The sequence below is a fragment of the Pantoea sp. SJZ147 genome (assembly GCF_007828605.1).
GTDB classification, from domain to species: Bacteria; Pseudomonadota; Gammaproteobacteria; order Enterobacterales; family Enterobacteriaceae; genus Pantoea; species Pantoea allii.
Genome location: NZ_VIVB01000017.1, coordinates 17,133 through 40,415, shown reverse-complemented (window position 1 = coordinate 40,415; position 23,283 = coordinate 17,133). Strand labels below are relative to the sequence as shown.

At 54.8% G+C, this 23,283-nt stretch carries 22 protein-coding genes and 1 pseudogene; 14 read left to right on the top strand and 9 right to left on the bottom strand.

The annotated features are described in order from the left end of the window. Positions 1–113 precede the first annotated feature (113 nt). The 4 genes from cydD (at position 114) to infA (ending at position 4,901) form a co-directional block, all read left to right on the top strand. Complete coding sequence (cydD, locus tag FBY13_RS21255; protein ID WP_145395085.1) at positions 114–1,883, top strand: cysteine/glutathione ABC transporter permease/ATP-binding protein CydD; 1,770 nt, start codon at positions 114–116, stop codon at positions 1,881–1,883. Beyond that, the gene (gene cydC / locus FBY13_RS21250) at positions 1,883–3,613 is read left to right on the top strand and encodes a cysteine/glutathione ABC transporter ATP-binding protein/permease CydC (protein ID WP_145395084.1); all 1,731 of its coding nucleotides are present in this window, start codon (positions 1,883–1,885) and stop codon (positions 3,611–3,613) included. Before cydD ends, cydC begins: the two co-directional genes overlap by 1 nt. 33 nt (positions 3,614–3,646) lie before the next feature. Then, positions 3,647–4,339, top strand: a complete 693-nt coding sequence (gene aat, locus FBY13_RS21245) for a leucyl/phenylalanyl-tRNA--protein transferase (RefSeq protein ID WP_109717228.1) — start codon at positions 3,647–3,649, stop codon at positions 4,337–4,339. Positions 4,340–4,682: 343 nt separating this feature from the next. After that, a complete protein-coding gene (gene infA / locus FBY13_RS21240) occupies positions 4,683–4,901 on the top strand; it encodes a translation initiation factor IF-1 (RefSeq protein WP_002211347.1) in 219 nt (72 codons plus the stop codon). Between the two features lie 87 nt (positions 4,902–4,988). On the opposite strand, the gene clpA is transcribed toward infA, so the two are convergent. Continuing rightward, complete coding sequence (clpA, locus tag FBY13_RS21235) at positions 4,989–7,265, bottom strand: ATP-dependent Clp protease ATP-binding subunit ClpA (protein WP_063878934.1); 2,277 nt, start codon at positions 7,263–7,265, stop codon at positions 4,989–4,991. Positions 7,266–7,318: 53 nt separating this feature from the next. After that, positions 7,319–7,639, bottom strand: a complete 321-nt coding sequence (gene clpS, locus FBY13_RS21230) for an ATP-dependent Clp protease adapter ClpS (RefSeq protein ID WP_063878933.1) — start codon at positions 7,637–7,639, stop codon at positions 7,319–7,321. Positions 7,640–7,957: 318 nt separating this feature from the next. On the opposite strand from clpS, the gene cspD reads away from it, so the two are divergent. Next, entirely contained in the window at positions 7,958–8,182 is a 225-nt protein-coding gene (cspD, locus tag FBY13_RS21225; protein ID WP_006118603.1) for a cold shock-like protein CspD, read from the top strand. 71 nt (positions 8,183–8,253) lie between these two features. Here the strand turns inward: cspD and FBY13_RS21220 are convergent, their stop codons facing one another. Beyond that, entirely contained in the window at positions 8,254–9,903 is a 1,650-nt protein-coding gene (locus FBY13_RS21220; protein ID WP_145395083.1) for an ATP-dependent endonuclease, read from the bottom strand. 136 nt (positions 9,904–10,039) lie between these two features. On the opposite strand from FBY13_RS21220, the gene FBY13_RS21215 reads away from it, so the two are divergent. From FBY13_RS21215 to ltaE, 3 genes and pseudogenes are all read left to right on the top strand, one after another. Continuing rightward, complete coding sequence (locus FBY13_RS21215; RefSeq protein ID WP_096012525.1) at positions 10,040–10,939, top strand: lysine exporter LysO family protein; 900 nt, start codon at positions 10,040–10,042, stop codon at positions 10,937–10,939. A 122-nt stretch (positions 10,940–11,061) separates the two neighbouring features. Then, the gene (poxB, locus tag FBY13_RS21210) at positions 11,062–12,783 is read left to right on the top strand and encodes a ubiquinone-dependent pyruvate dehydrogenase (RefSeq protein ID WP_145395082.1); all 1,722 of its coding nucleotides are present in this window, start codon (positions 11,062–11,064) and stop codon (positions 12,781–12,783) included. 63 nt (positions 12,784–12,846) lie between these two features. Continuing rightward, positions 12,847–13,845, top strand: a pseudogene (ltaE, locus tag FBY13_RS21205) (low-specificity L-threonine aldolase); the annotation flags it as partial. Positions 13,846–13,931: 86 nt separating this feature from the next. Here ltaE and FBY13_RS21200 read toward each other — a convergent pair. Beyond that, positions 13,932–14,756: an N-acetylmuramoyl-L-alanine amidase gene (locus FBY13_RS21200; protein ID WP_063881141.1), complete on the bottom strand. Its 825-nt coding sequence runs from the start codon at positions 14,754–14,756 to the stop codon at positions 13,932–13,934. Further along, positions 14,753–15,073, bottom strand: coding sequence for a heavy metal-binding domain-containing protein (locus FBY13_RS21195; protein ID WP_096012214.1), 321 nt, complete (start codon positions 15,071–15,073; stop codon positions 14,753–14,755). Before FBY13_RS21195 ends, FBY13_RS21200 begins: the two co-directional genes overlap by 4 nt. Positions 15,074–15,178: 105 nt before the next feature. On the opposite strand from FBY13_RS21195, the gene FBY13_RS21190 reads away from it, so the two are divergent. The 6 genes from FBY13_RS21190 to artJ (FBY13_RS21165) all read left to right on the top strand — a co-directional run bounded on the left by FBY13_RS21190 (position 15,179) and on the right by artJ (FBY13_RS21165) (position 19,677). Then, a complete protein-coding gene (locus tag FBY13_RS21190) occupies positions 15,179–15,718 on the top strand; it encodes a lipoprotein (RefSeq protein ID WP_063878928.1) in 540 nt (179 codons plus the stop codon). A gap of 238 nt (positions 15,719–15,956) precedes the next feature. Beyond that, complete coding sequence (gene artP / locus FBY13_RS21185; protein ID WP_096012212.1) at positions 15,957–16,685, top strand: arginine ABC transporter ATP-binding protein ArtP; 729 nt, start codon at positions 15,957–15,959, stop codon at positions 16,683–16,685. Between the two features lie 15 nt (positions 16,686–16,700). Further along, on the top strand, positions 16,701–17,432 hold the full coding sequence (gene artJ / locus FBY13_RS21180) for an arginine ABC transporter substrate-binding protein (protein WP_063878927.1): 732 nt from the start codon (positions 16,701–16,703) through the stop codon (positions 17,430–17,432). 6 nt (positions 17,433–17,438) lie between these two features. Continuing rightward, on the top strand, positions 17,439–18,155 hold the full coding sequence (gene artQ, locus FBY13_RS21175; protein ID WP_145395081.1) for an arginine ABC transporter permease ArtQ: 717 nt from the start codon (positions 17,439–17,441) through the stop codon (positions 18,153–18,155). Next, positions 18,155–18,823, top strand: a complete 669-nt coding sequence (gene artM / locus FBY13_RS21170) for an arginine ABC transporter permease ArtM (RefSeq protein WP_145395080.1) — start codon at positions 18,155–18,157, stop codon at positions 18,821–18,823. The genes artQ and artM overlap by 1 nt, the downstream gene beginning before the upstream one ends. Positions 18,824–18,945: 122 nt before the next feature. Then, positions 18,946–19,677 carry an arginine ABC transporter substrate-binding protein gene (gene artJ / locus FBY13_RS21165; RefSeq protein WP_096012209.1) on the top strand — a complete coding sequence of 244 codons (732 nt, stop codon included), beginning with the start codon at positions 18,946–18,948 and terminating at the stop codon, positions 19,675–19,677. A 60-nt stretch (positions 19,678–19,737) separates the two neighbouring features. Here artJ (FBY13_RS21165) and rlmC read toward each other — a convergent pair whose 3' ends face one another. From rlmC to potH, 4 genes are all read right to left on the bottom strand, one after another. Next, the gene (gene rlmC / locus FBY13_RS21160) at positions 19,738–20,883 is read right to left on the bottom strand and encodes a 23S rRNA (uracil(747)-C(5))-methyltransferase RlmC (protein ID WP_145395079.1); all 1,146 of its coding nucleotides are present in this window, start codon (positions 20,881–20,883) and stop codon (positions 19,738–19,740) included. Positions 20,884–20,931: 48 nt separating this feature from the next. Further along, positions 20,932–21,399, bottom strand: coding sequence for a YbjO family protein (locus FBY13_RS21155; RefSeq protein WP_063878922.1), 468 nt, complete (start codon positions 21,397–21,399; stop codon positions 20,932–20,934). A 74-nt stretch (positions 21,400–21,473) separates the two neighbouring features. Next, complete coding sequence (gene potI, locus FBY13_RS21150; protein WP_096012207.1) at positions 21,474–22,319, bottom strand: putrescine ABC transporter permease PotI; 846 nt, start codon at positions 22,317–22,319, stop codon at positions 21,474–21,476. Beyond that, positions 22,316–23,278: a putrescine ABC transporter permease PotH gene (gene potH / locus FBY13_RS21145; protein ID WP_063878920.1), complete on the bottom strand. Its 963-nt coding sequence runs from the start codon at positions 23,276–23,278 to the stop codon at positions 22,316–22,318. The genes potI and potH overlap by 4 nt, the downstream gene beginning before the upstream one ends. Positions 23,279–23,283 lie beyond the last annotated feature (5 nt).

Sequence of the window (23,283 nt, the reverse complement as noted above, 5' to 3'; positions counted from 1 at the left end):
TGTTTGAGGCGACTGTTTTTCAGTCGCCTTTTTTATTATCACCATGCTAAATTCATGCGCCAGGCGTGAGGGACTTGCCTCATTTCATTTGTCTTCGCCACAGTGGGTTTCGCATGAACAAATCGCGGCAGCAGCACCTTACCCGTTGGCTTCGTCAACAGCGCCATCATGCCGGTCCCTGGCTACGACTTGCCTCACTCTTAGGTTCAGCAGGCGCACTACTGATTATCATGCAGGCCTGGCTGCTGGCTTCGTTGCTGCAGGCACTTATTGTCGAGCAGCAAGCGCCGCAATCCCTCCTGCCCCGCTTTATGTTACTGCTGTTGTGCTTTGTGCTGCGCGCGGTGCTGAACTATGCCCGCGAGCAGGCAGGCTTTCGGGCCGGTCAGGCCATCCGCCAGGCACTGCGTAAACAGGTGTTGGATCGTTTATCCGATCTGGGGCCCGCCTGGATACAGGGCAAACCCGCAGGCAGTTGGGCAACACTGCTTCTGGAACAAACCGAAGATATGCAGGCGTACTATGCGCGTTATCTGCCGCAGATGACGCTGGCAGCGGTAATCCCTTGCTGCATTCTGATTACCCTGTTCCCCCTGAACTGGGCCACCGGATTGATTCTGCTGGCTACGGCACCGCTGATTCCGCTCTTTATGGCGATGGTGGGCATGGGCGCGGCCGATGCTAATCGCCGCAACTTCCTGGCCCTGGCACGCCTGAGCGGTGACTTCCTTGATCGCTTACGCGGGCGGGAAACGCTGCGGCTGTTTCACCGGGCTGATGCAGAGAAGCAGGCAATTGCCGCCACGACGACAGATTTTCGTCAACGGACGATGGAGGTTTTACGCCTGGCCTTTCTCTCCTCCTCAGTGCTGGAGTTTTTTGCCTCATTAGCCATCGCCGTAGTGGCGGTTTATTTTGGTTTCTCGTATCTGGGCGAGCTGCATTTTGGCGATTATGGTAAAGGCGTCACGCTGTTTGCCGGTTTCCTGGTGTTGATTCTGGCCCCCGAATTCTTTCAACCTCTGCGCGATCTTGGCACCTTCTATCACGCTAAGGCACAGGCAATCGGCGGGGCCGATGCCCTTGAGCGGTTTATGCAGGACACTCCGTCGTCAGACAGGGCCTCAGGTAATGTCGCGTTTAGCGCCACTTCGCCGCTGGAGCTGGTTGCTGACAATCTTGTGGTCTGCGCCCCCGGCGGCAAGGTTCTGTGCGGCCCTTTACATTTCACCCTACGGGCAAGCGGGCGCGTGGCGCTGGTCGGCAAAAGCGGTGCAGGCAAAACCGCGCTGTTAAATGCCCTGCTGGGGTTTTTACCCTATGAAGGGTCGCTCAAAGCCAATGGCATTGAGCTTCGCGACCTGGCACGACGCGACTGGCATCGGCATCTTGCCTGGGTTGGACAAAACCCACAGTTACCGGCCGCGACGTTGCGTGAAAATATCGTCATGGACGCGCCCCTGGATACTGAACGCCTGGACAGATTAACCGCCGCCTGTGGCATCAACGAATTCCTCCCCCGGCTGCCTGAAGGGCTGGATACCGCGCCTGGCGATGCCAGTAACGCGTTATCCGTCGGACAAGCACAGCGTATTGCGGTAGCGCGAGCGCTGTACAAACCGGCTCAGCTATTGCTACTGGATGAGCCTGCCGCCAGCCTGGATGCGCTCAGTGAACATCACGTTATGCTGGCGTTAAATCAGGCCGCGACGCAGCAAACCACCCTGATGATTACGCATCAGATTGATTCGCTGCAAGACTGGGATGAAATCTGGCTCATGGAGGAAGGAAAACTGGTGCAGCAGGGCCACTGGCAGCAACTTACCTCACAGCCTGGGCCGTTCCGTGAATTGCTGCAACATCGTCAACAGGAGTGCATCTGATGTCTGCTCTGCGTCCTTTTATGCGCTTGTGGCTGCGTCATCCCTTCCGGCTGACGCTGGGAATGGTTCTGGCCATCGTCACGCTGTTAGCCAGCATTGGCTTGCTGACCTTATCCGGGTGTTTTCTGGCGGCCTCGTCTGTCGCTGGCGTTGCGGGACTGTACAGTTTTAATTATATGCTTCCCGCCGCCGGTGTGCGCGGCGCGGCAATTACCCGCACGGCGGCCCGTTACTTTGAGCGGCTGGTCACTCACGACGCGACGTTTCGGGTGTTGCAACATTTACGCGTTTTCACCTTCAGTCGTTTGATTTCGCTGGCACCCGCTCAGCTTGCAGCCTTTCGTCAGGCGGATCTGCTCAACCGTTTTGTCGGTGATGTCGACACGCTGGATCATCTCTATCTGCGGGTAATCTCACCGCTGCTGGGTGCGTTTATCGTCATTGTGGTGGTGACGGTCGGTTTAAGCCTGATTGATCTGCAACTGGCTCTCACCCTGGGCGGCGCCCTGCTCGCCCTGCTCTGCATCTTCCCACCGCTCTTTTACCGTCTGGGCGCACCGGCGGGCGTTGCGATTACTCGTCAGCGCTCGCACTGGCGCGTGCAGTTAATGCACTGGCTGGCAGGTCAGGCTGAACTGACGTTATATGGTAATGCTGCAGTCTGGCGCACCAGACTCGACAGCAGTGAACAACAGTGGCAGGAAGCACAGCGTCAACAAGAACGTTTACAGGCGCTGGCGCAAAGTCTGTTACTGATATGCAGCGGCATGACGGTTACTGCGCTGCTCTGGCTCAGCGCAGAGAGCATTGCGCAGCAGCAACTTCCCGGGCCATTCATTGCGCTGGTGGTATTTTGTACCCTGGCCGCTTTTGAAGCCCTGGCCCCGGTCGCGGGCGCATTTTTGCCGCTGTCTCAGGTGATAACGGCGGCCCAACGCGTCAATGAAATTATCGAACAAACACCGGCAATTGTTTTTCCCTCTAAAACCGTTATCCCTTCTGGTGCATTACACCTAAGCCTACAGGCGCTTGATTTTTGCTATCCGGGACGCCCTGAAAAAGTGTTGAATCAGTTTTCATTAAGCATTGAGGCGGGAGAACACGTTGCGCTGCTCGGACCGACCGGCTGTGGAAAATCGACATTGCTTGGGCTGCTTACGCGCGCCTGGGATAGTCAGCAAGGTGAGATTAGGTTAAACGCAGTTCCCCTTACTGAGTGGGATGAGGCGCAACTCCGGCAACGCATCAGCGTTGTCACCCAGCGTGTTCATCTGTTCAGCCAGACCCTGCGTGACAATTTATTGCTGGCCTGCCCCAACGCCAGCGACGAAACCCTGATTGCGGCATTGATGCAGACTGGTCTGCAGACCCTGCTGGATAACGAGGAAGGATTAAATGCCTGGCTGGGCGAAGGCGGTCGTCCGCTGTCTGGGGGCGAACTGCGACGTCTGGCGCTTGCCCGTGCCCTGCTGCATAACGGCGACCTGTGGCTATTGGATGAGCCAACGGAAGGCCTTGATGCGGCGACCGAGCAGCATATTCTCGCCTTGCTGCAGCAGCTTACGGCAGGCAAAACCGTCATTATGGTCACTCACCGTCTGACAGGCCTGGCACAAATGGACAGAATTTGCCTTATGGACAGCGGCCGAATCATTGAGCAGGGAAATCATTCCGAATTAGTCGCAAAAGGTGGACGTTACTGGCGTTTCCAGCAACGCTTTGCGTTATAGTTTCGTGCAAAAGCTGATGGATAACGTAACGCGATGAGACTGGTTCAACTGTCACGGGAATCGTTGCTCTTTCCTCCCCCGGAAATGGCCCTGCGCGAGCCCAATGGTCTGCTGGCCATGGGCGGCGATCTTTCGCCTGCCCGTCTGCTCAGCGCCTATCAGCAAGGTATTTTCCCCTGGTTTTCGCCGGGCGATCCGATTCTGTGGTGGTCACCCGATCCCCGTGCGGTGTTGATCCCTGAACATTTTCATCTTAGCCGCAGTATGAAACGCTTTCATCAGCAATCGCCTTATCGCGTCACCATGAACGAAGCCTTTGCTGATGTCGTTGAGGGCTGTGCCATGGGCCGCGAAGAAGGAACCTGGATCACCTTTGAGGTGAAACGCGCATGGCTGAAACTCTATGAACTGGGTCATGCTCACTCCATTGAAGTCTGGCGCGGGCAACAGCTGGCAGGCGGCATGTACGGGCTGGCGCTGGGCCAGATATTTTGTGGTGAATCCATGTTCAGCCTGCAAACCAATGCTTCAAAAACCGCACTATGGGTTTTTTGTCAGCATTTCATTAAGCACAAAGGACGCCTGGTGGATTGTCAGATACTTAATCCCCATACGGCATCGTTGGGCGCGGTCGAAATCCCGCGTGAGGCTTACCTGGAATCGGTAAAAAACCTGTCATCTCAACCCGTTGACAGCGGCTGCTGGCTCAATCAGACCCTTTTTTAAAGCTCGCGCAGATGTTTTGCACACACAAAGTCGGTTAAGTGCTATAATAGCGGCGTTTGGTATGTCGTCCGCGCTTGAATTTCAAGCCGGAATTGCCAGGCTGGGAATCTCATCGCACTCTCGGGACTGTTTCAATCGTGCGCGTGTTACCGGTTGATTCAGATTCTTAGCCCGCTAATCCCCCGCAGACGTCACATAAACACCCTAATTTAACCGACATGCTCGCGTTATAAGCGAAGCACGGCGATGCGTTGGCTTTATTGCCGACGGTTCTTTACATAACTCGTTGAATTGGGCATTATCTTGCCGGTTCAACTGAAAGGTAGTACACCCAGAGGATTCGATGGCCAAAGAAGACAATATTGAAATGCAAGGTACCGTACTGGATACGTTACCTAACACCATGTTCCGCGTAGAACTTGAGAACGGACACGTGGTTACCGCTCATATCTCCGGTAAAATGCGTAAAAACTACATCCGCATCCTGACGGGCGACAAAGTGACTGTCGAGCTGACCCCGTACGACCTGAGCAAAGGCCGCATTGTCTTCCGTAGTCGCTGAGTTGCGTTGATGCTATTGCCTCCAGCCGAGGCAATAAAAAAAAAGGCCGGATATTATCCGGCCTTTTCTCTTTCCGTCACACAGTGCTTAGTGCACAGTGCCTTCCGCTTTACGTTTTTGCGCACTCAGGAAGTGATAGGTTAACTGGCCTTTCTCTTTATCCAGTGCAACCGATACTGAACCCCCTTCCACCAGCGAACCAAACAGCAGTTCATTGGCCAACGGTTTCTTCAGGCTTTCCTGAACGGTACGCGCCATTGGACGTGCACCCATCGCTTTGTCGTAGCCTTTCTCTGCCAGCCAGTCACGCGCTTCATCACTGACCTCAAGTGAAACGCCTTTAGCATCCAGTTGGGCCTGCAGTTCAACGATAAACTTGTCCACCACCTGATGAATGACTTCGGCCGACAAGTGGCTGAACCAGATAATGTTGTCCAGACGGTTACGGAATTCAGGCGTAAAGATTTTTTTAATCTCTTCCATTGCGTCAGTGCTGTTGTCCTGATGAATCAGGCCAATAGATTTACGCTCGGTTTCACGCACGCCAGCATTGGTTGTCATCACCAGTACCACGTTGCGGAAATCCGCCTTGCGACCGTTGTTGTCGGTCAACATGCCGTTATCCATTACCTGCAGCAACAGGTTAAACACATCCGGATGCGCTTTCTCAATCTCATCCAGCAGCACGACGGCATGAGGATGTTTGATCACCGCATCAGTCAGCAGACCACCCTGATCAAAGCCAACATAGCCCGGAGGCGCACCAATCAGGCGGCTGACGGTGTGACGCTCCATGTACTCGGACATGTCAAAACGCAGCAGTTCAATCCCCAGCGCTTTCGCCAGCTGAACGGTAACTTCGGTTTTACCGACGCCCGTTGGACCAGCAAACAGGAATGAACCCACCGGTTTGCGATCCTGTCCCAGACCTGCACGGCTCATCTTGATCGCTTCGGTCAAGGCTTCGATGGCATTATCCTGACCAAACACCAGCATTTTCAGGCGGTCGCCCAGGTTTTTCAGCGTATCGCGATCGGTGGCGGACACGCTCTGCTCCGGAATACGCGCGATACGCGCGACCACGGTTTCAATATCAGCCACATTTACGGTTTTCTTGCGTTTGCTGGCTGGCATCAGGCGTGCACGGGCACCCGCTTCATCGATAACGTCAATGGCTTTATCCGGCAGATGGCGATCGTTGATATATTTCACCGCCAGTTCGACTGCCGCACGCACGGCTTTCGCGGTGTAACGAACGTCATGGTGCGCTTCATATTTGGTTTTCAGGCCGTTAAGAATCTGTACCGTTTCTTCTACCGACGGCTCGGTAATGTCGATTTTCTGGAAACGGCGCGCCAGGGCGCGATCTTTTTCAAAGATGTTGCTGAATTCCTGATAGGTCGTGGAACCCATCACGCGGATTTTACCGCTAGAGAGCAGTGGTTTAATCAGGTTGGCGGCATCGACCTGCCCACCCGATGCGGCACCCGCACCAATAATGGTGTGAATCTCATCAATAAACAGGATGCTGCTGTTATCCTGCTCCAGCTGTTTTAACAGGGCTTTGAAACGTTTCTCAAAGTCGCCACGGTACTTGGTACCCGCCAGCAGAGAGCCGATATCCAGAGAGTAGATAGTGCAGTCCTTCATCACCTCAGGCACGTCACCCTGCACAATGCGCCAGGCTAAACCTTCCGCAATGGCCGTTTTACCGACACCGGATTCCCCCACCAGCAGCGGGTTATTTTTACGGCGACGGCACAGAACCTGAATAGTGCGTTCCAGCTCTTTGTCGCGACCGATCAGCGGGTCAATTCCGCCAACGCGAGCAAGCTGATTAAGATTGGTGGTGAAGTTTTCCATACGTTCCTCCCCGCCTGCTTGCTCTTCGTTAACCGGGTTTTCAGCACCAGGTGCCTGGCCAGGTTCGTCTTTACGCGTGCCGTGAGAGATGAAATTCACCACATCAAGGCGGCTGACTTCGTGTTTGCGCAGCAGGTAAGCCGCTTGCGACTCTTGCTCGCTGAAAATAGCAACCAGTACGTTCGCACCGGTAACTTCACTGCGTCCGGATGACTGAACATGGAAAACCGCACGCTGTAGTACACGTTGGAAGCTGAGCGTCGGTTGCGTATCACGCTCTTCTTCGCTGGCAGGCAGCACAGGCGTGGTCTGTTCAATGAAGGCTTCGAGTTCCTGCCGTAGAGCCACAATGTCCACCGTACAGGCTTCCAGTGCCTCTCTGGCCGACGGGTTACTGAGCAACGCCAGTAACAGATGCTCGACGGTCATAAACTCATGACGGTGCTCACGCGCTCTGGCGAAAGCCATGTTTAAACTGAGTTCCAGTTCTTGATTGAGCATTAGGCACCTCCTCCAGTTAATCGCTCTGACCTGCTTCCTGTATGGAGAGAGGCTCAGGCTTTTTCAAGCGTACACAGCAACGGATGATGATTGTCCCGCGCGTAATTATTCACCTGCGCCGCTTTGGTCTCAGCGACCTCTGCGGTAAATACACCACAGATTGCTTTACCGTGGTAGTGAACTTTCAGCATCAGTTGCGTTGCACGTTCAATATCATAAGAAAAGAACTTTTGCAGAACGTCAATAACAAATTCCATAGGTGTATAATCGTCATTATTCAGAATGACTTTATACATGGAAGGCGGTTTTAACCCTTCGCGTACTTTTTCGTCGGCTAAGTGTTCAAAATTTAGCCAGTCATTTGTGTTTGCCATAGTGTTCCGTTGTGATTCTGTACATCGTCATCAAATCCAGGGTCATCTGTAGAGTTTAACACGTGTGTCAAGTGCACTGTCGCTAATGCATTCTCAGGCAAAAAACCCTGCACGCGACCTGTATCACAAAATTTCAAATAGCGTTAACTACCTCAAATTTTGATGATTTTTTCCCCACGTTGCCCGGTGCTTTGCTTGACGACCGTGGCAGTTTCTCTACATTCTACCTTCATAAGCTGATTGAGTTTTAATCAAACCCGACTCACGGCTTCAGTGACCTCACCTACTTATAAAATGTCTTGCGAGGGAAGTAAAAGCATGGAGACAGGTACCGTTAAATGGTTCAATAACGCCAAAGGTTTCGGCTTTATCTGTCCAATCGGGGGCGGAGAAGATATCTTCGCACACTACTCAACGATACAGATGGATGGTTACAGAACGCTAAAAGCGGGCCAGCAGGTTCATTTTGACGTTCATCAAGGCCCTAAAGGCAACCATGCCAGTCTGATTGTACCCGTTGAAGCGCAACAGGCCGTGGCCTGAGATCCCCCCAACGTTGGACCGCTCCGTCAACAATGCCAGCCTGCCGCGCTGGCATTTTTACGCTGTAACCCCTATCCCGCTTTGCCCTGCGCCAGGGTAATCACCTGGGAAAACATCTCCCGTAGGCGTTCCGGGATTGCCTCGCTGCCGCGTTCGGCTGCTGCCATAGCGACCGTGATAGCCAGTTCAGGTTTTGATGCACGATGAATAGCTTTGGTAATAATACGCCTGGGATTAACAGGTACGTTTAACGGCAGGTGCGCTGCCTCATGATACACATCACTAAAGCCATGTCGGTAAAGGAACTGCTCCATATCCGCCGCCGGGAGCTGCGTCAGGTGATGCTTCTCGACATCATGAGGCTGGAGCTGGCTGCGCGCCGTGGCTGCATATTTTTTCCCTGCCATATCCCCGTCAGTCAGCACATGCCAGGCAATGCCCATACGTCGGGCAAATTTTAACAACGGTTTTAGCCCGGACTGTGCAAACTCAATGACTTTAATTCCTTCAGCGGCGAAGTGAAAGCCGCATTGTCGCGCCATTTCGTTGATGATCCAGACTTCGGTTTCACCTTCAACCAGAAGCCAGCAGCGGGCAAACAGGGCTGAAGGCCGGTTGACTTTGATATGGAAGCCGATGCGGCGGCTCTCCTCCGCACTCAGCCCTTCGGGACCAATGCGCCATGCGGCCACGCGCGTTGGCTCACGTACCAATCGGCAAACGTTCTCCACCGCGACCTGAGAAAGCAGCTCTCCAGAATTGGTCGTCGCAATCTTCTGTAACGGGAGCAACGTGAGAAGGTTCCATGCTACGGATAACATGATGGGATGCAGCCGGGTTTCCGGATCTTCAATCAGCAACAACGGCCGGGCGCCCGGTGCCAAAGGTTCGCTTCCTCGCGCCTGGACCAGCAAGCTAAACATGCGTAATAAAATAAGTTGGCGGCTGCGGACGTCCGTGGCGGCAATCAGGTGATTCAGCTGGTCCAGTGAACGCCAGCCCTGAATACCGTCACGTGATTGTGGATCGACGCGGTGCATCTGTCCGCCATTCTCAGGATGCTGAACCAGAAAGTAGTGTTCCATCAGCTGCTGCATGGTCTGTAATCCCTGACGCAGCATGTCATTACTCAATTGCTGTGGATGCTGTTCCAGATCCCGAGTCAGTTTATCCAGCTCTTTCGCCAGTTGATTCAGGGTGGACAGACGGGCATCAATACCGCTTTCGACCGGGCGAACACGTCGGCTAAAACGTGCATCGCGCAGCCGTAATACTGGATTCATGCGCAGCAGATAACTTATCGCCGCCGCACTTCCCTCTTCCGGTAGCACATGACCATGGCTATCGATAAAGCGCCGTGTTGAGGTGATCTGGCCGTCACGTCGCCGGGCGTGCACGCTGTAACTCAGTCGGCGTTGTCCCTGTTCGGCGGGTTGCCAGAACGGCTGTAGCAGGTCGCTGTTTTCCGCATCGTCATCCCTGAAGTGGAAAACGACCGACAGGCGATGAACCCGATCGTCGACTTCGCCCGGCGTAAAGTGAAAATCGTCAGGAGAAAACACATACTCGCGCGAGTGGGGCGACAGCAGCAGGCTGAGCGCGTCCAGCAAACTGGATTTACCCCAGGCGTTTTCGCCAATCAGCAGGTTTATACGCGTCAGGGGTAAAGAGAGCTGATTAATGCCGCGAAATCCCCGGATATCGATATGTTCCAGAATCATAGCGTTTTTATCCTCTTTGTTGTCCGCAGAATGAAGCGGCTTCATCAGGCGGTCAAGTCACTTTGTTGTAAGGGTTTACTCACCCGGGCTTTTTCGCTAGCGTGTCGAGACTTTCGACATGGACGAACCGATCAATATGTATTCCGGACTCTTAATTATCCTGTTGCCCCTGCTGGCAGGCTGGCTGTTACCGCTTCGACACGTGACGTTTCTCAAGGCCGTCAACCGACTGTTAGGCTGGATGGTCTACGTCATTCTGTTTTTTATGGGCATCAGCCTGGCCTTTCTCGATAATCTCAGCAGCAATCTGCTTACGGTGTTTTATACCGCGGCAGTAACAGCGACATGCATTCTGCTATGTAACCTGCTGGCGTTGCATTGGCTGGAGCAACGGCTGCCCTGGCAGCACAGTCACAAACCGCAAAAGCTTCCTTCACGTCTGCATATGGCGCTGGAATCACTGACGTTATGTGGTGTGGTTGTCGTAGGCTTTGCGCTGGGCCTGACCCAATGGCCCTGGCTGCATCATGCCGCCGCCGCCAGTGAATATGCATTAATCTTTCTGCTCCTGCTGGTGGGCATTCAACTGCGCGGTAGTGGGATGACGTTGCGCCAGATGGTCTTAAACCGTCGTGGCATGATGGTCGCGCTCGCGGTGCTGATCAGTGCGCTGCTGGGGGGAATGATCGCGGCTCTGGTACTGGGACTGCCGCTGAAAACCGGGCTGGCCCTGGCCAGTGGCTTCGGCTGGTACTCTTTATCGGGGATTCTGATGACGGAAGCCTTCGGCCCGGTAATTGGCAGCGCCGCCTTCTTCAACGATCTGCTGCGAGAGCTTATCGCGATTATGTTGATCCCTGCGCTGATCGCCCGTCACCGCAGCACTGCACTGGGCTTATGCGGCGCAACCTCTATGGATTTTACCTTACCGGTTTTGCAACGGGCAGGCGGTACAGAAATTGTCCCGGCCGCGATTGTGCACGGCTTTGTCATGAGCCTGTTGGCACCAGTACTCATCGCCCTGTTCTCCGCCTGACCGCCCAATTCAACTTTTGATGCAATTTTTTACGGTTGAGTTGAATCAGCGTCGTCTACGCTTCTTTGAGTTGTTTGATTCTGCTATCCCCTGGATGGCGACGGATTACCAAGGAGAAGAAGATGAAACAAACCGTAGCGGCGCTGGTGGCCAAAACCCTGGAAAACGCCGGCGTAAAACGTATTTGGGGCGTCACAGGTGACTCACTAAACGGCCTGAGTGACAGTCTGAACCGAATGGGCACCATTGAGTGGATGCCAACCCGACATGAAGAAGTGGCTGCCTTCTCGGCAGGCGCAGAAGCGCACGCCAGTGGCGAACTGGCGGTGTGCGCCGGCTCCTGTGGTCCCGGTAACCTGCATTTAATTAACGGGCTTTTTGACTGCCACCGCAACCGGGTGCCCGTACTGGCGATTGCAGCGCATATTCCCTCCAGCGAAATCGGCAGTGGTTATTTTCAGGAAACCCATCCTCAGGAGCTGTTCCGCGAATGTAGCCACTACTGCGAGCTGGTGTCGAATCCCGAGCAACTGCCACAGGTGCTGGGCATTGCTATGCGGAAAGCCATTCTGAATCGCGGCGTATCCGTGATTGTGCTGCCCGGTGATGTGGCGCTGCAGCCAGCACCGGAATCCGCACGCGCAGACTGGTATCCGCCGCAGTTGCCGGTCGTGCTACCGTCCGCCGATGAGCTGTCTACCCTGGCGCAAACCCTGAACGGCGCGACCAATATTACGCTGATGTGCGGCAGTGGTTGTGCGGGTGCACATCGTGAAGTCGTCGAGTTGGCGGCGATGCTGAAAGCGCCAGTTGTGCATGCGCTTCGCGGTAAAGAGCACATCGAATACGACAATCCCTATGATGTCGGCATGACCGGGCTGATTGGTTTCTCCTCGGGCTTTCATGCCATGATGAATGCGGATACCCTGGTGCTGCTTGGCACCCAGTTCCCCTACCGCGCTTTCTACCCTGAAAAAGCGAAAATCATTCAAATCGATATTAACCCCGGCAGCCTGGGCTCGCACTGCCATGTGGATCAGGCCTATATCGGCGATGTCAAAACCACGCTGCGTGCTCTGCTGCCCAAACTGCGGGTCAAAACCGAGCAGCGTCACCTGGACAGTGCACTGAAGCATTATGCCGAGGCGCGTAAAGATCTGGATTCGCTGGCAACAGCCAATGATGACCAGCCGATTCATCCGCAATATGTGGCACAGCAAATCAGTGAGCTCGCCGCCGACGACGCGATTTTCACCTGCGATGTGGGAACCCCAACCGTGTGGGCAGCACGCTATTTGAAAATGAACGGCAAACGCCGCCTGCTGGGTTCCTTTAACCACGGTTCAATGGCAAACGCGATGCCACAGGCGATGGGCGCACAGTCACTTAACCGTGACCGCCAGGTCGTGGCGCTATGCGGTGACGGCGGATTCAGTATGCTGATGGGCGATTTCCTGACTGTTGCCCAGTTGAAGTTGCCGGTAAAACTGGTGATTTTCAACAACAGCTCTTTGGGCTTTGTCGCCATGGAAATGAAAGCTGGCGGTTACCTCACCGATGGCACCGACCTGCACAATCCTGATTTTGCCGCCATTGCTCAGGCCTGCGGCGTGAAAGGCATTCGGGTGGAGAAAGCCTCCGAGCTGAATGGCGCGCTGGAACAGGCCTTTGCTCACGATGGCCCGGTTCTGGTGGATGTGATTACCGCGAAAGAGGAACTGGCGATGCCGCCAGAGATTAAGCTGGAGCAGGCCAAAGGGTTCAGCCTGTACATGTTGCGCGCCATCATAAACGGTCGCGGTGACGAAGTACTTGAACTGGCAAAAACTAACTGGCTGCGGTAAAACAGATGGATGTTACAGGCGGGCTCTCCGCCCGCCTGACTTTCCGCTGCCCAGGAGCACAATGTGATTGATCTACGCAGTGATACCGTAACCCGTCCCAGCGCTGCCATGTTACAGGCGATGATGACGGCTGAAACCGGCGATGACGTTTATCGGGACGATCCCACCGTTAACGCACTTGAAGCCGAAGCGGCACGACTGAGCGGCAAAGCCGCTGCGCTGTTTTTGCCAACCGGTACCCAGGCCAACCTGGTGGCGTTAATGAGCCACTGCCAGCGTGGTGAAGAGTACATTGTGGGCCAGCAGGCACATAACTATAAGTACGAAGCAGGCGGCGCAGCGGTGCTGGGAAGCATTCAACCCCAGCCCATTCTCGCTGCCGCCGATGGCAGCTTGCCGCTGGATGTGGTGGCCGAATTTATCAAACCCGACGATATCCATTTTGCGCCCACCCGACTGCTTAGCCTTGAGAACACCCATCATGGCAAAGCCCTGCCCGCAGCCTATCTGGAGCAGGCGTGGCATTTCACCCGCGAGCATAAGCTGGCGCTGCACATTGACGGGGCGCGTATTTTTAATGCCGTCGTGGCGCAGCAAACCACCCTTGAAAACCTTGCCCGCTATTGCGATACGTTAACCATCTGCTTGTCGAAAGGCCTGGGCGCGCCCGTGGGTTCGCTGCTCTGTGGCGATGCGGATTATATTGAACGTGCGCGCCGCTGGCGCAAGATGACAGGCGGCGGTATGCGCCAGGCTGGCGTGCTGGCCGCGGCTGGGCTGTATGCGCTGCAACATAACGTTGCGCGTTTGCAGACCGATCACGAGAATGCCGCCTGGCTGGGACAGGAGTTGCAGAAAATCGGTGTCGAGGTGACCGAGCAGCAGACAAATATGTTGTTCGTGCGCGTGCCGTCAGACCAGGTTAACGCGCTGGGCCAGTGGATGAAATCCCATGATGTCCTGATGAGCGTTGGTCCCGTCACCCGAATCGTCACCCATCTGGATGCTGAGCGCCCGGTGCTGGAAAAGGTACTGGGCTACTGGCGGGCGTTTTTAGCGCAGCATCGTCCCGATGCCGCCGTCAACACATCTACCCTGTCGGCGTCCCCTTACGCGGGTCGCTAGATCGGAAGCGCAGTAACCGCCGGTTATTGCGCTTCCCCATATTTTTCCAGCAGCGCCTCCGCAATCGCCAGCGTTTCAGCATCCGCGAACCCCTGATAGTGAGCAGGGCGGAAATGCATCTGAAAAGCCGCAATCAGGTTCTGTTGCTCACGCGCCGTCATTCCTTCAGTTACCTGATAGCCGTAACGCTGCAAACGATCAAGCAGGAGGGGAACCGGAACGGCGGCTTCACGATCTTGCCCGGCTAAGTAAAAAGCGACGCGTTGCGGATCGGGCCATGCCCCGATGCCCTGTTCAGCCAGCTGCTGCCACGGAAACTGCGGGCCTGGGTCCTGTTTACGCTGAGGGGCGATATCACTGTGGCCCACGATATTTTCTGGCGCAATACCATAACGCCGGGTGATGTCGTTGATGAGGGCGATGAGGGCGCGGATTTGCCCAGGCGGAAAAGCTTGCCACGTCAGCCCGGTGAGCGTCCGGCGATAGCCGTTATTGACCAGCTCGATACCGACGGATGTGTCATTGATGCGGGTTGCGCCGCGCCAGAAACTTGGCCCGGCGTGCCAGGCCAGATCCGTCTCCGGTACCAGTTGCCAGATAATGCCCTGGCCCTTACGCTGCGGCGGCTGACGGGGAATAAGATAATGGACGCTGACCTCACGATCGGTCAGCGTCGCCAGAGAAGAGGAAAAATCCTCGGCGGTATAATGTATCACCACCACTTTAACCCGTGGTCGCGCGCCCTGTGCAGGGTGACGCAGATCGACCCAGTAGCCTGGTCGCGATTCTATGCCCGACTGACAGCCCACCAGCAGCCAGACCGTCAACAGCAGCAGCAGCCGTTTCAACGAATAATAACCGCCGTGCCCGTCACGCTCACCATCAGCATACTGCTGTCTTTACCCACGGTTTCGTAATCGATATCTATACCGACCACCGCATTGGCCCCCAGCGCGTTGGCCTGCTCTTCCAGCTCTTTGAATGCGATCTCCCGCGCCTTGCGCAGTTCTTTTTCATAAGCGCCCGAGCGGCCGCCAACGATATCGCGGATACCGGCGAAAAAATCGCGGAAAATGTTAGCACCGAGAATCGCTTCCCCGGTCACCACGCCACAGTAATCCGTAATACTGTGGCCTTCCAGCGTGGGCGTCGTCGAAAATTTCATCCTGTTCTCCCGTTGCGTAAACCGACCAAAGGCTCTTTCACCTAAAAGCAGAACTATACTCTATGTTAAAAAGGCACCTTGCCAGAGAACAATAAGGAAATCGAGATGAGAAACAAAGGTTTTGCGCTTTTGCTCCCGGCCGCGCTACTGCTGAGTGCCTGTACGACAGTAGAGCCGGTAACCAAGGATAATGGCCCACGAACCGCCCCTTGCATTGAAGGCGGCCCGGATACCGTGGCACAAAAGTTCTATGATATGCGGATTGAACATCCTACCTCCGGTCTGCCTGATAGCACGACACTGGCAAACTATCGTCCCTACCTGAGCGAAGGCCTTTATCATTCGCTTCAGGAAGCGAGTCAAAGCCAAAATGCCGCCAAATGGCGCAACGGCGATGTGTTCTCCAGCCTTGCTCAGGGGCCCGCTCAGGCTGACGTTGCCGATGCATCAACCATCCCGAACCGGGATGCCCGCAATATTCCGCTACGGGTAAAAATGAGCCGCGACAATAAGCAGTGGCAGGATGAAGTGCTGATGATCCACCAGGGCAGTTGCTGGGTGGTGGACGATGTGCGCTATGTCGCAGAGGGATCGCATCCCGCAGGCGGTTCGCTGAGCCAGATGCTTGAAAAGGCGAAAAAATAAACCCTGTTCGTTCTCACGTCTGATTCACTCTCACGTCTGAAAGCGCCGGCCTGAAGGCCGTGCGTTTTCAGACGGCATCCTGTGTGCTTTCCAGAAACGCCTGCCGGTCACCTCACAACATCTTGTGCTAATCTTTTGGGTGTTTACCGCTTATTCGTAAATTTTAAGCCACCTTAATTGCATAACTATTTTGGTGACGTTAAAATCCGCAAAACTAATAGCTATTCAAAATTGGCGCATGAGTATTCAACTAAACGCGATTAATTGTTTCTACGGTGCTCATCAGGCGCTGTTTGATATCAACCTGGACTGTCCGCAGGGCGAAACGCTGGTGCTGCTTGGCCCAAGCGGCGCAGGCAAAAGCTCGCTGTTGCGTGTGCTGAATCTGCTTGAGCATCCCCGTTCCGGTCAGTTGCACATTGCAGGTAATGATTTCGACTTCAGCAAAACCCCTTCTGAGGCCGCGATACGTGAACTGCGTCAAAACGTGGGAATGGTTTTCCAGCAGTACAATCTCTGGCCGCACCTGACCGTGCTGCAAAACCTGATGGAAGCCCCCTGCCGCGTACTGGGTTTAAGTAAAGCCGATGCCCGGGCCAGAGCCGACAAACTGCTCGATCGCCTGCGTCTCACCAGCTACAGCGACCGCTTTCCTCTGCACCTTTCTGGCGGACAGCAGCAGCGCGTTGCCATTGCCCGTGCGCTGATGATGGAGCCGCAGGTGCTGTTATTTGATGAACCTACCGCCGCGCTTGATCCCGAGATCACCGCACAGATCGTCAGTATCATTCGCGAACTGGCGCAGACCCAGATTACTCAGGTGATCGTCACCCATGAAGTGGAAGTGGCACGTAAAACGGCCAGCCGCGTGGTGTACATGGAAAACGGTCACATTGTGGAACAGGGCGATGCCAGCCGCTTTACACAGCCGCAAACCGAGGCGTTTGCACACTATCTTTCGCACTAAGTCAGGATGCTAACAATGAAAAAAGTCGTACTTGCTGCACTGCTTGCCGGATTAAGCCTGAGCGCTTCCGCTGCCGAAACCATTCGTATTGCTACCGAGGCTTCCTATCCTCCTTTTGAATTTGTTGATGCGAATAACAAAATTCAGGGCTTTGATGTCGATCTGGCTAATGCGCTGTGTAAAGAGATGGATGCGACCTGTACGTTCACTAATCAGGCGTTCGACAGCCTGATCCCCAGCCTGAAATTTCGCCGTTTTGATGCGGTGATGGCCGGCATGGACATTACGCCTGAACGTGAAAAGCAGGTGCTGTTCAGCAAACCTTACTATGACAATTCTGCCACCTTCGTTGCGCAGAAAGGCAAAGTCGCCAGCATTGAAGCGCTGAAAGGCAAGCGCGTTGGCGTACAGAACGGGACGACCCATCAAAAATACCTGACTGATAAGCATTCGGATATTACCGTGGTGCCCTACGACAGCTACCAGAATGCGGTGCTGGATCTGAAAAATGGCCGCATTGATGCCGTTTTTGGCGACAGCGCGGTCGTCAACGAGTGGCTTAAGCAGAACGCTAACCTGGCCCCGGTGGGTGAGAAAGTGACCGATAAAGACTATTTCGGAACCGGTCTGGGCATTGCCGTTCGTCAGGGAAATACTGAGCTGCAAAGCAAATTCAATGCCGCGCTTGATAAAATCAAAGCCGATGGCACCTACAAAACCATCTACAGCAAATGGTTCCAGCAGTAATTTCTGATGAATGAAATAATCCCGCTTGCAAGCGCCGCCGGTATGACCGTCGGCCTTGCTGTTTGTGCCCTCATCGCTGGCCTGGTGCTGGCGATGATTTTTGCCGGCTGGGAGTCGATGCGGCTGAAGCCGCTGGCATGGATCGGTACCGCTCTGGTCACGCTGATTCGCGGCCTGCCGGAAATCCTGGTCGTGCTGTTTATCTACTTTGGCGCATCACAGGTGTTACTGACCTTATCCGATGGCGTTGTCCTGAACTTCGGCTTTTTCAGGCTGCCGGTTCAGATGCAGATTGAAAATTTTGACGTCAGCCCGTTTCTCTGTGGCGTGATTGCGCTGGCGATGCTCTATGCCGCCTATGCGTCGCAAACGCTGCGCGGCGCGCTGAAAGCCGTGCCGATTGGGCAGTGGGAATCAGGCCAGGCGCTCGGCATGAAAAAGTCAGCGATTTTTGTCCGCCTGATCATGCCGCAAATGTGGCGTCATGCGTTGCCAGGCCTGGGAAACCAGTGGCTGGTGTTGCTGAAAGATACCGCACTGGTGTCGCTGATTAGCGTTAACGACCTTATGTTGCAGACCAAAAGTATCGCGACCCGAACCCAGGAGCCTTTCACCTGGTTTTTAGTGGCGGCGGCCATTTACCTGCTGATCACGCTGTTCAGTCAGGCCGTGCTGCGTCGAATTGAACGGCGCACTACCCGTTTTGAGCGGGGGGACCGCTGATGCTGCACTATCTACCCGAACTGCTGAAAGGGCTGAATACCAGCCTGAGCTTAACCGCCGCTTCCCTGGTGACCGCGCTGCTGCTGTCGCTGATGTTTACCATCGTGCTGGCCTTGAAAACGCCGCTGTTTTCGCCGCTGGTAAAAGGCTTTATTACCCTGTTTACCGGCACGCCGCTGCTGGTGCAGATCTTCCTGATCTATTACGGGCCGGGGCAGTTTCCCAGCCTGCAAACGGAGCCCTGGTTATGGCACCTGCTGTCACAGCCATGGCTGTGCGCCATGCTGGCGTTGTCACTCAACAGCGCGGCCTATACGACGCAGCTGTTTTACGGTGCCGTTCGGGCGATTCCTGCGGGTCAGTGGCAGTCCTGTGAAGCGCTGGGCATGACGCCCCGGCAAACCCTGCGTATTCTGCTGCCTTATGCGTTTAAGCGCGCGCTGTCCTCCTACTCCAACGAAGTGGTGCTGGTGTTTAAAGGCACATCCCTGGCGTTTACTATTACGCTGATGGAGGTGATGGGGCATGGTCAACTGCTGTATGGCCGAACCTATGACGTCACGGTTTACGCGGCTGCCGGGCTGATTTACCTGTGTGTTAACGGTCTGCTTACCCTCATGATGCGCCTGATTGAGAAACGCGCCCTGGCGTTTGAACGGCGGAATTAATCCTTCGGCAGGGCAACCTGCCTGATTAATTTTATAATCATATTTATTGCATAAAAATTCATTTACTGGCATCGTGTGGCGCATTCACTTGCTGTGTTATTGATGGCTAACGGGAGCCTGTAATGAAAAAATGGATGATTGCCGCCGTACTGGCAAGCCTGGCGGTAAGCGCCCAGGCGGCTGACAAAATTCGCTTCGCCACCTCTGCTACCTACCCTCCTTTTGAATCGCTGAACAGCGACAACCAGATTGTGGGTTTCGACATTGACCTGGCGAAAGCGCTGTGTGCGCAGATGAAAGCGGAATGCTCATTTACTAATACGGCGTTTGACAGCCTGATCCCTTCGCTCAAGTTCCGCCGCTATGACGCCGTCATTGCGGGTATGGACATCACTGCCGAACGCAGCAAGCAGGTTGATTTCACTCAACCCTATTACGCGAACTCCGCCATCGTGATTGCGCCGAAAGGGAAGTTCAGTTCTGTCGATGCGTTGAAAGGTAAACGAATTGGCGTTGAGAATGGCACCACGCACCAGAAATATCTGCAGGACAAGCACCCAGAAATTACAGTCGTGGCGTATGACAGCTATCAGAATGCCATTCTGGATATGAAAAGCGGTCGCCTTGACGGCGTATTTGGTGACAGCGCAGTCGTCAATCAGTGGTTAAAAAGTAACAGCGAACTGGCCAGCGTCGGTGAGCACGTAACGGATGCCGATTACTTTGGTACCGGCCTGGGCATTGCAGTACGCAAAGGTAATGACCCACTGCGCGATAAATTTAATCAGGCTCTGGCGGCGTTAAAAGCGAACGGTAGCTGGCAGAAAATTAATCAGAAATGGTTCCCTGAATAAGTATTATGGGCCAGCGGCGTGTTCTGCTGACCGGTTCTGCACTGTCCTCAGTTCAGCAGATTACCTGACTGGCCCACCCAGCCGTTGATGCGTCAGTAGCGTCAGCACTTCAAAATGCGCCGTATGCGGGAACATATCGAACAGCTGTACCTGTGTCACATCGTAATCGCTCAGCCGGGCAATATCCTGCGCCATCGTCTGCGGATTACAGCTTGAATAGAGCACATAGTCAGGCGCCATCGTGCGGAGATAATCACACAGCCCCTTTCCAATCCCCCGGCGCGGCGGATTCACCAGCACCAGCTGCGGCACCGCATCACGCTCAGTGGCAAAGGCGGTGGAATCGAGTGCGGCAAAACTGACGTTATCCAGACCCAGCATTTGTGCTGAGCGTTGTGCGCAGGCAATGGCTTCAGCACTGATCTCGATCCCGGTCAGCTGTATCTCTGATGAAGCGCAATGCAGGCCAAATCCTCCTACGCCGCAAAACAGATCCCACATGCTGGTAATCGGAAGCTGACGCACCCAGTCGCGCGCCGTCGCGTATAGCGCACTGGCCACCTGGGGATTGGTCTGGAAAAAACTTTGGGGCCGTATCCACAGCGGAACACCGTTAAAAACGTCGGCCAGCGACTGCGTTGGCGTCAGCGCGATCTCCTCATCCCCTTCCAGAATGGCCATATGCACCGGCTGAATGTTGGCTGAAATCACTCTCAGCTGCGGCAACTGCTGCTGTAGCCAGGGCAGTGCGTTTCGCAGTTGCTCCAGCTTGGTGTGCGATCGCAGAACAAAGCGCAGCATCATCCCGCCCTGGGTACTTTCGGTCAGCAGCAAATACTTGAGTTCACCGCGCTGCCGTTCGATGTTGTAAGGGGTTAAGCCTGCGCGCGCGATAAAGGGTTTTAAGCTCGCCAGTACCGGGGAAAAGCTGTCGGGATAGAGCGGACAGGCGCAAAGATCCGTCGCCTCACCGTTACGCTGTACGATACCGAAAATCGGGCGCTCAACGCTGCCGCTCACCACCATCTTTGCCTTATTACGGAATCCTTGCTGAGCCGATGTGACCGGCGGCAGCCAGTGTTTAACCGGAAACGCGGCCAGCAGCTGGGTCAACTGGGACTGTTTCTCATCAAGCTGCTGGGAATAGGGTTTTTCGAGCCACTGGCAAGAGCGGCAACGGTTAGCGTCATAGAGCGCGCAGTGCATGGTAAAGCCTGTGTTAACGGTCGGAAGGGTTGGCGGAGCGCGATTGTATCACCGCTTACGGAAAAATGCGCGGCTGCTGGCGGGGAGAAAAAGCAGCAACAGCACCACCAGATCGGGCAGTTTTTGCAGCAGCGTGCGATGGATAATCTGCAGGTTATTATCCCCTTGAATGCTGAAGATTTCCGGATAGATCCAGCCGGTGGAAGCCATGAGCATATAAAACAGCACCACGATTTGCGCTACGACAAATCCCCAGCGCCCCCGGTTGCTGCCGCGCATCAGGGTAAAAGCACAACGCAGTTCAAATAAGAAAATGACCTGACTGGCGATAAAGATCAGCGTGGAATCCCATGACTGCGCACTGCGGTGCACAAAGTTAGCTATTTCGGCGTAACCCAGCGCATTCGCCAGCATCAGCACGCTCAGACAGCGCGTGGCAATAATCGCCACGCCAGCCACCGTGACGGGCACCGGGGCTGAGGGTAAAACAGAGCCGTGCTTAAGGGTTTCCGACATGCCTTTTACTCCACCATGACGATAAAGAGGCTGGATTAACCAGCCTCGTCACAGAATGGCAAAAGTCGGCGGTTTTAGCCACGTTTCGCTTTCTGAATATCGCTTATGCGCTGCTTTTCTTCATGAGCCATCACGCGCCAGGCAATAAAGCCCACGATGCCCACAACGAACAGGATCAGGGAAGCCAGCGCGTTAATCTCCGGATTCACCCCACGTCGCACCGTGGCGAAAATAGCCATTGGCAAGGTGGTGGCGCCCGGCCCGGTCACAAAGCTGGCAATCACCAGGTCATCCAGTGACAGCGTAAAGGCCAGCAGCCAGCCCGTCACAATCGCTGGTGCAATCATCGGGACCGTAATCACAAAGAAGACTTTCAACGGCGTCGCGCCCAGATCCATCGCCGCCTCTTCGATAGATCGGTCCAGCTCCCGCAGCCGCGAGTTAATCACCACCGCCACATAAGCGGTACAGAACGTCACGTGTGCCAGCCAGATGGTAAGCGTACCGCGTTCCGTTGGCCAGCCCAGCGCATTTCCTAAGCCGACAAACAGCAGTAACAGTGACAGCCCGGTGATCACATCAGGCATCACCAGCGGTGCGGTCAGCATAAAGGCAAAGCCGTTATGACCACGAAAGCGCCCAAACCGCACGATAATCACCGCCGCCATCGTGCCCAGCACCACCGCCATCGAGGCTGAAAGCCCGGCAATGGTCAGGCTCAGCAGCACCGCATCGATCATGGCATTGTCCTGAAACAGCACCCGATACCAGTTGAATGAAAACCCTTCCCAGACCGTCACCAGTTGCGAACTGTTGAAGGAGTAAACCACCAGCAGCAGCATCGGTGCATAAAGAAACAAAAAGCAGCAGGCTAAAATCGCCGTACGCCAGGGAGAGCGGATCGTTGGCAGATTGTTCATCCCTTCTCTCCCATTTCACGGTTTTGATGTTTGTGGAACCAAATAATCGGCAGAATCAAAATCAGCAAAATGATCACCGCCAGCGCAGAGGCCACAGGCCAGTCACGATTGTTAAAGAACTCCTGCCAAAGAATACGGCCAATCATAATACTGTCCGGACCGCCCAGCAGTTCGGGGATCACGTACTCGCCCACCGCCGGGATAAACACCAGCATGGAACCGGCAATGATACCGCCCTTTGTCAGGGGCACGATCACGCTGAAGAAGGTTTTCAGCGGGCGCGCGCCCAGATCCAGTGAGGCTTCCACCAGCGAATAATCGATTCGCGTCAGCGCGGTATAAATAGGCAGCACCATAAAGGGCAGATAGCAGTAGACAATCCCGATATAGACCGCCGTATTGGTATACAGAATCACTAACGGATGGTCGATCACGCCTGTCCACAGCAGAAAACGGTTAAGAATACCGTTGTTGTTCAGCAGTCCCATCCAGGCATAAACCCGCACCAGAAACGACGTCCACGACGGCAGGATCACCAGTAACAGCAGGACAGAACGCATCGAAGGCTTGCTGTGCGCCACGGCCCACGCCAGCGGATAACCAATCAGCAGGCAGATCACGGTGGAGATAGCCGCCACTTTTAACGACTGTAAATAGGCGTCGATATACAGCGGATCGTCGCTCAGCGTGACATAGTTGCCCAGATTCAGCACCAGGCTGAGTTGATCGTCAGCCCAGTTGACCAGTTCGGTATAAGGCGGAATCGCCCGGGCAATATCCGCGAAGCTGATTTTCAAAACAATCAGGAACGGCAGCAGAAAAAAGAGAATCAGCCACAGGTAAGGTAATGCAATGACGAGCTTGCGCCCGTGCTGCATCTTTATGCGCGTTGCCCAGCGCTGCAACGGCGTACCGAGCAGCTTAGCCGGGGCTTTCGTGCGTTGAAAAATCTGGTTCATCGCGC

Bases quoted from the DNA above. Each gene is read 5' to 3' on its own strand.
- cydD (WP_145395085.1), top strand. From the start codon at position 114: ATGAACAAATCGCGGCAGCAGCACCTTACCCGTTGGCTTCGTCAACAG.
- cydC (WP_145395084.1), top strand. From the start codon at position 1,883: ATGTCTGCTCTGCGTCCTTTTATGCGCTTGTGGCTGCGTCATCCCTTC.
- aat (WP_109717228.1), top strand. From the start codon at position 3,647: ATGAGACTGGTTCAACTGTCACGGGAATCGTTGCTCTTTCCTCCCCCG.
- infA (WP_002211347.1), top strand. From the start codon at position 4,683: ATGGCCAAAGAAGACAATATTGAAATGCAAGGTACCGTACTGGATACG.
- clpA (WP_063878934.1), bottom strand. From the start codon at position 7,265: ATGCTCAATCAAGAACTGGAACTCAGTTTAAACATGGCTTTCGCCAGA.
- clpS (WP_063878933.1), bottom strand. From the start codon at position 7,639: ATGGCAAACACAAATGACTGGCTAAATTTTGAACACTTAGCCGACGAA.
- cspD (WP_006118603.1), top strand. From the start codon at position 7,958: ATGGAGACAGGTACCGTTAAATGGTTCAATAACGCCAAAGGTTTCGGC.
- FBY13_RS21220 (WP_145395083.1), bottom strand. From the start codon at position 9,903: ATGATTCTGGAACATATCGATATCCGGGGATTTCGCGGCATTAATCAG.
- FBY13_RS21215 (WP_096012525.1), top strand. From the start codon at position 10,040: ATGTATTCCGGACTCTTAATTATCCTGTTGCCCCTGCTGGCAGGCTGG.
- poxB (WP_145395082.1), top strand. From the start codon at position 11,062: ATGAAACAAACCGTAGCGGCGCTGGTGGCCAAAACCCTGGAAAACGCC.
- FBY13_RS21195 (WP_096012214.1), bottom strand. From the start codon at position 15,073: ATGAAATTTTCGACGACGCCCACGCTGGAAGGCCACAGTATTACGGAT.
- FBY13_RS21190 (WP_063878928.1), top strand. From the start codon at position 15,179: ATGAGAAACAAAGGTTTTGCGCTTTTGCTCCCGGCCGCGCTACTGCTG.
- artP (WP_096012212.1), top strand. From the start codon at position 15,957: ATGAGTATTCAACTAAACGCGATTAATTGTTTCTACGGTGCTCATCAG.
- artJ (WP_063878927.1), top strand. From the start codon at position 16,701: ATGAAAAAAGTCGTACTTGCTGCACTGCTTGCCGGATTAAGCCTGAGC.
- artQ (WP_145395081.1), top strand. From the start codon at position 17,439: ATGAATGAAATAATCCCGCTTGCAAGCGCCGCCGGTATGACCGTCGGC.
- artM (WP_145395080.1), top strand. From the start codon at position 18,155: ATGCTGCACTATCTACCCGAACTGCTGAAAGGGCTGAATACCAGCCTG.
- artJ (WP_096012209.1), top strand. From the start codon at position 18,946: ATGAAAAAATGGATGATTGCCGCCGTACTGGCAAGCCTGGCGGTAAGC.
- rlmC (WP_145395079.1), bottom strand. From the start codon at position 20,883: ATGCACTGCGCGCTCTATGACGCTAACCGTTGCCGCTCTTGCCAGTGG.
- FBY13_RS21155 (WP_063878922.1), bottom strand. From the start codon at position 21,399: ATGTCGGAAACCCTTAAGCACGGCTCTGTTTTACCCTCAGCCCCGGTG.
- potI (WP_096012207.1), bottom strand. From the start codon at position 22,319: ATGAACAATCTGCCAACGATCCGCTCTCCCTGGCGTACGGCGATTTTA.
- potH (WP_063878920.1), bottom strand. From the start codon at position 23,278: ATGAACCAGATTTTTCAACGCACGAAAGCCCCGGCTAAGCTGCTCGGT.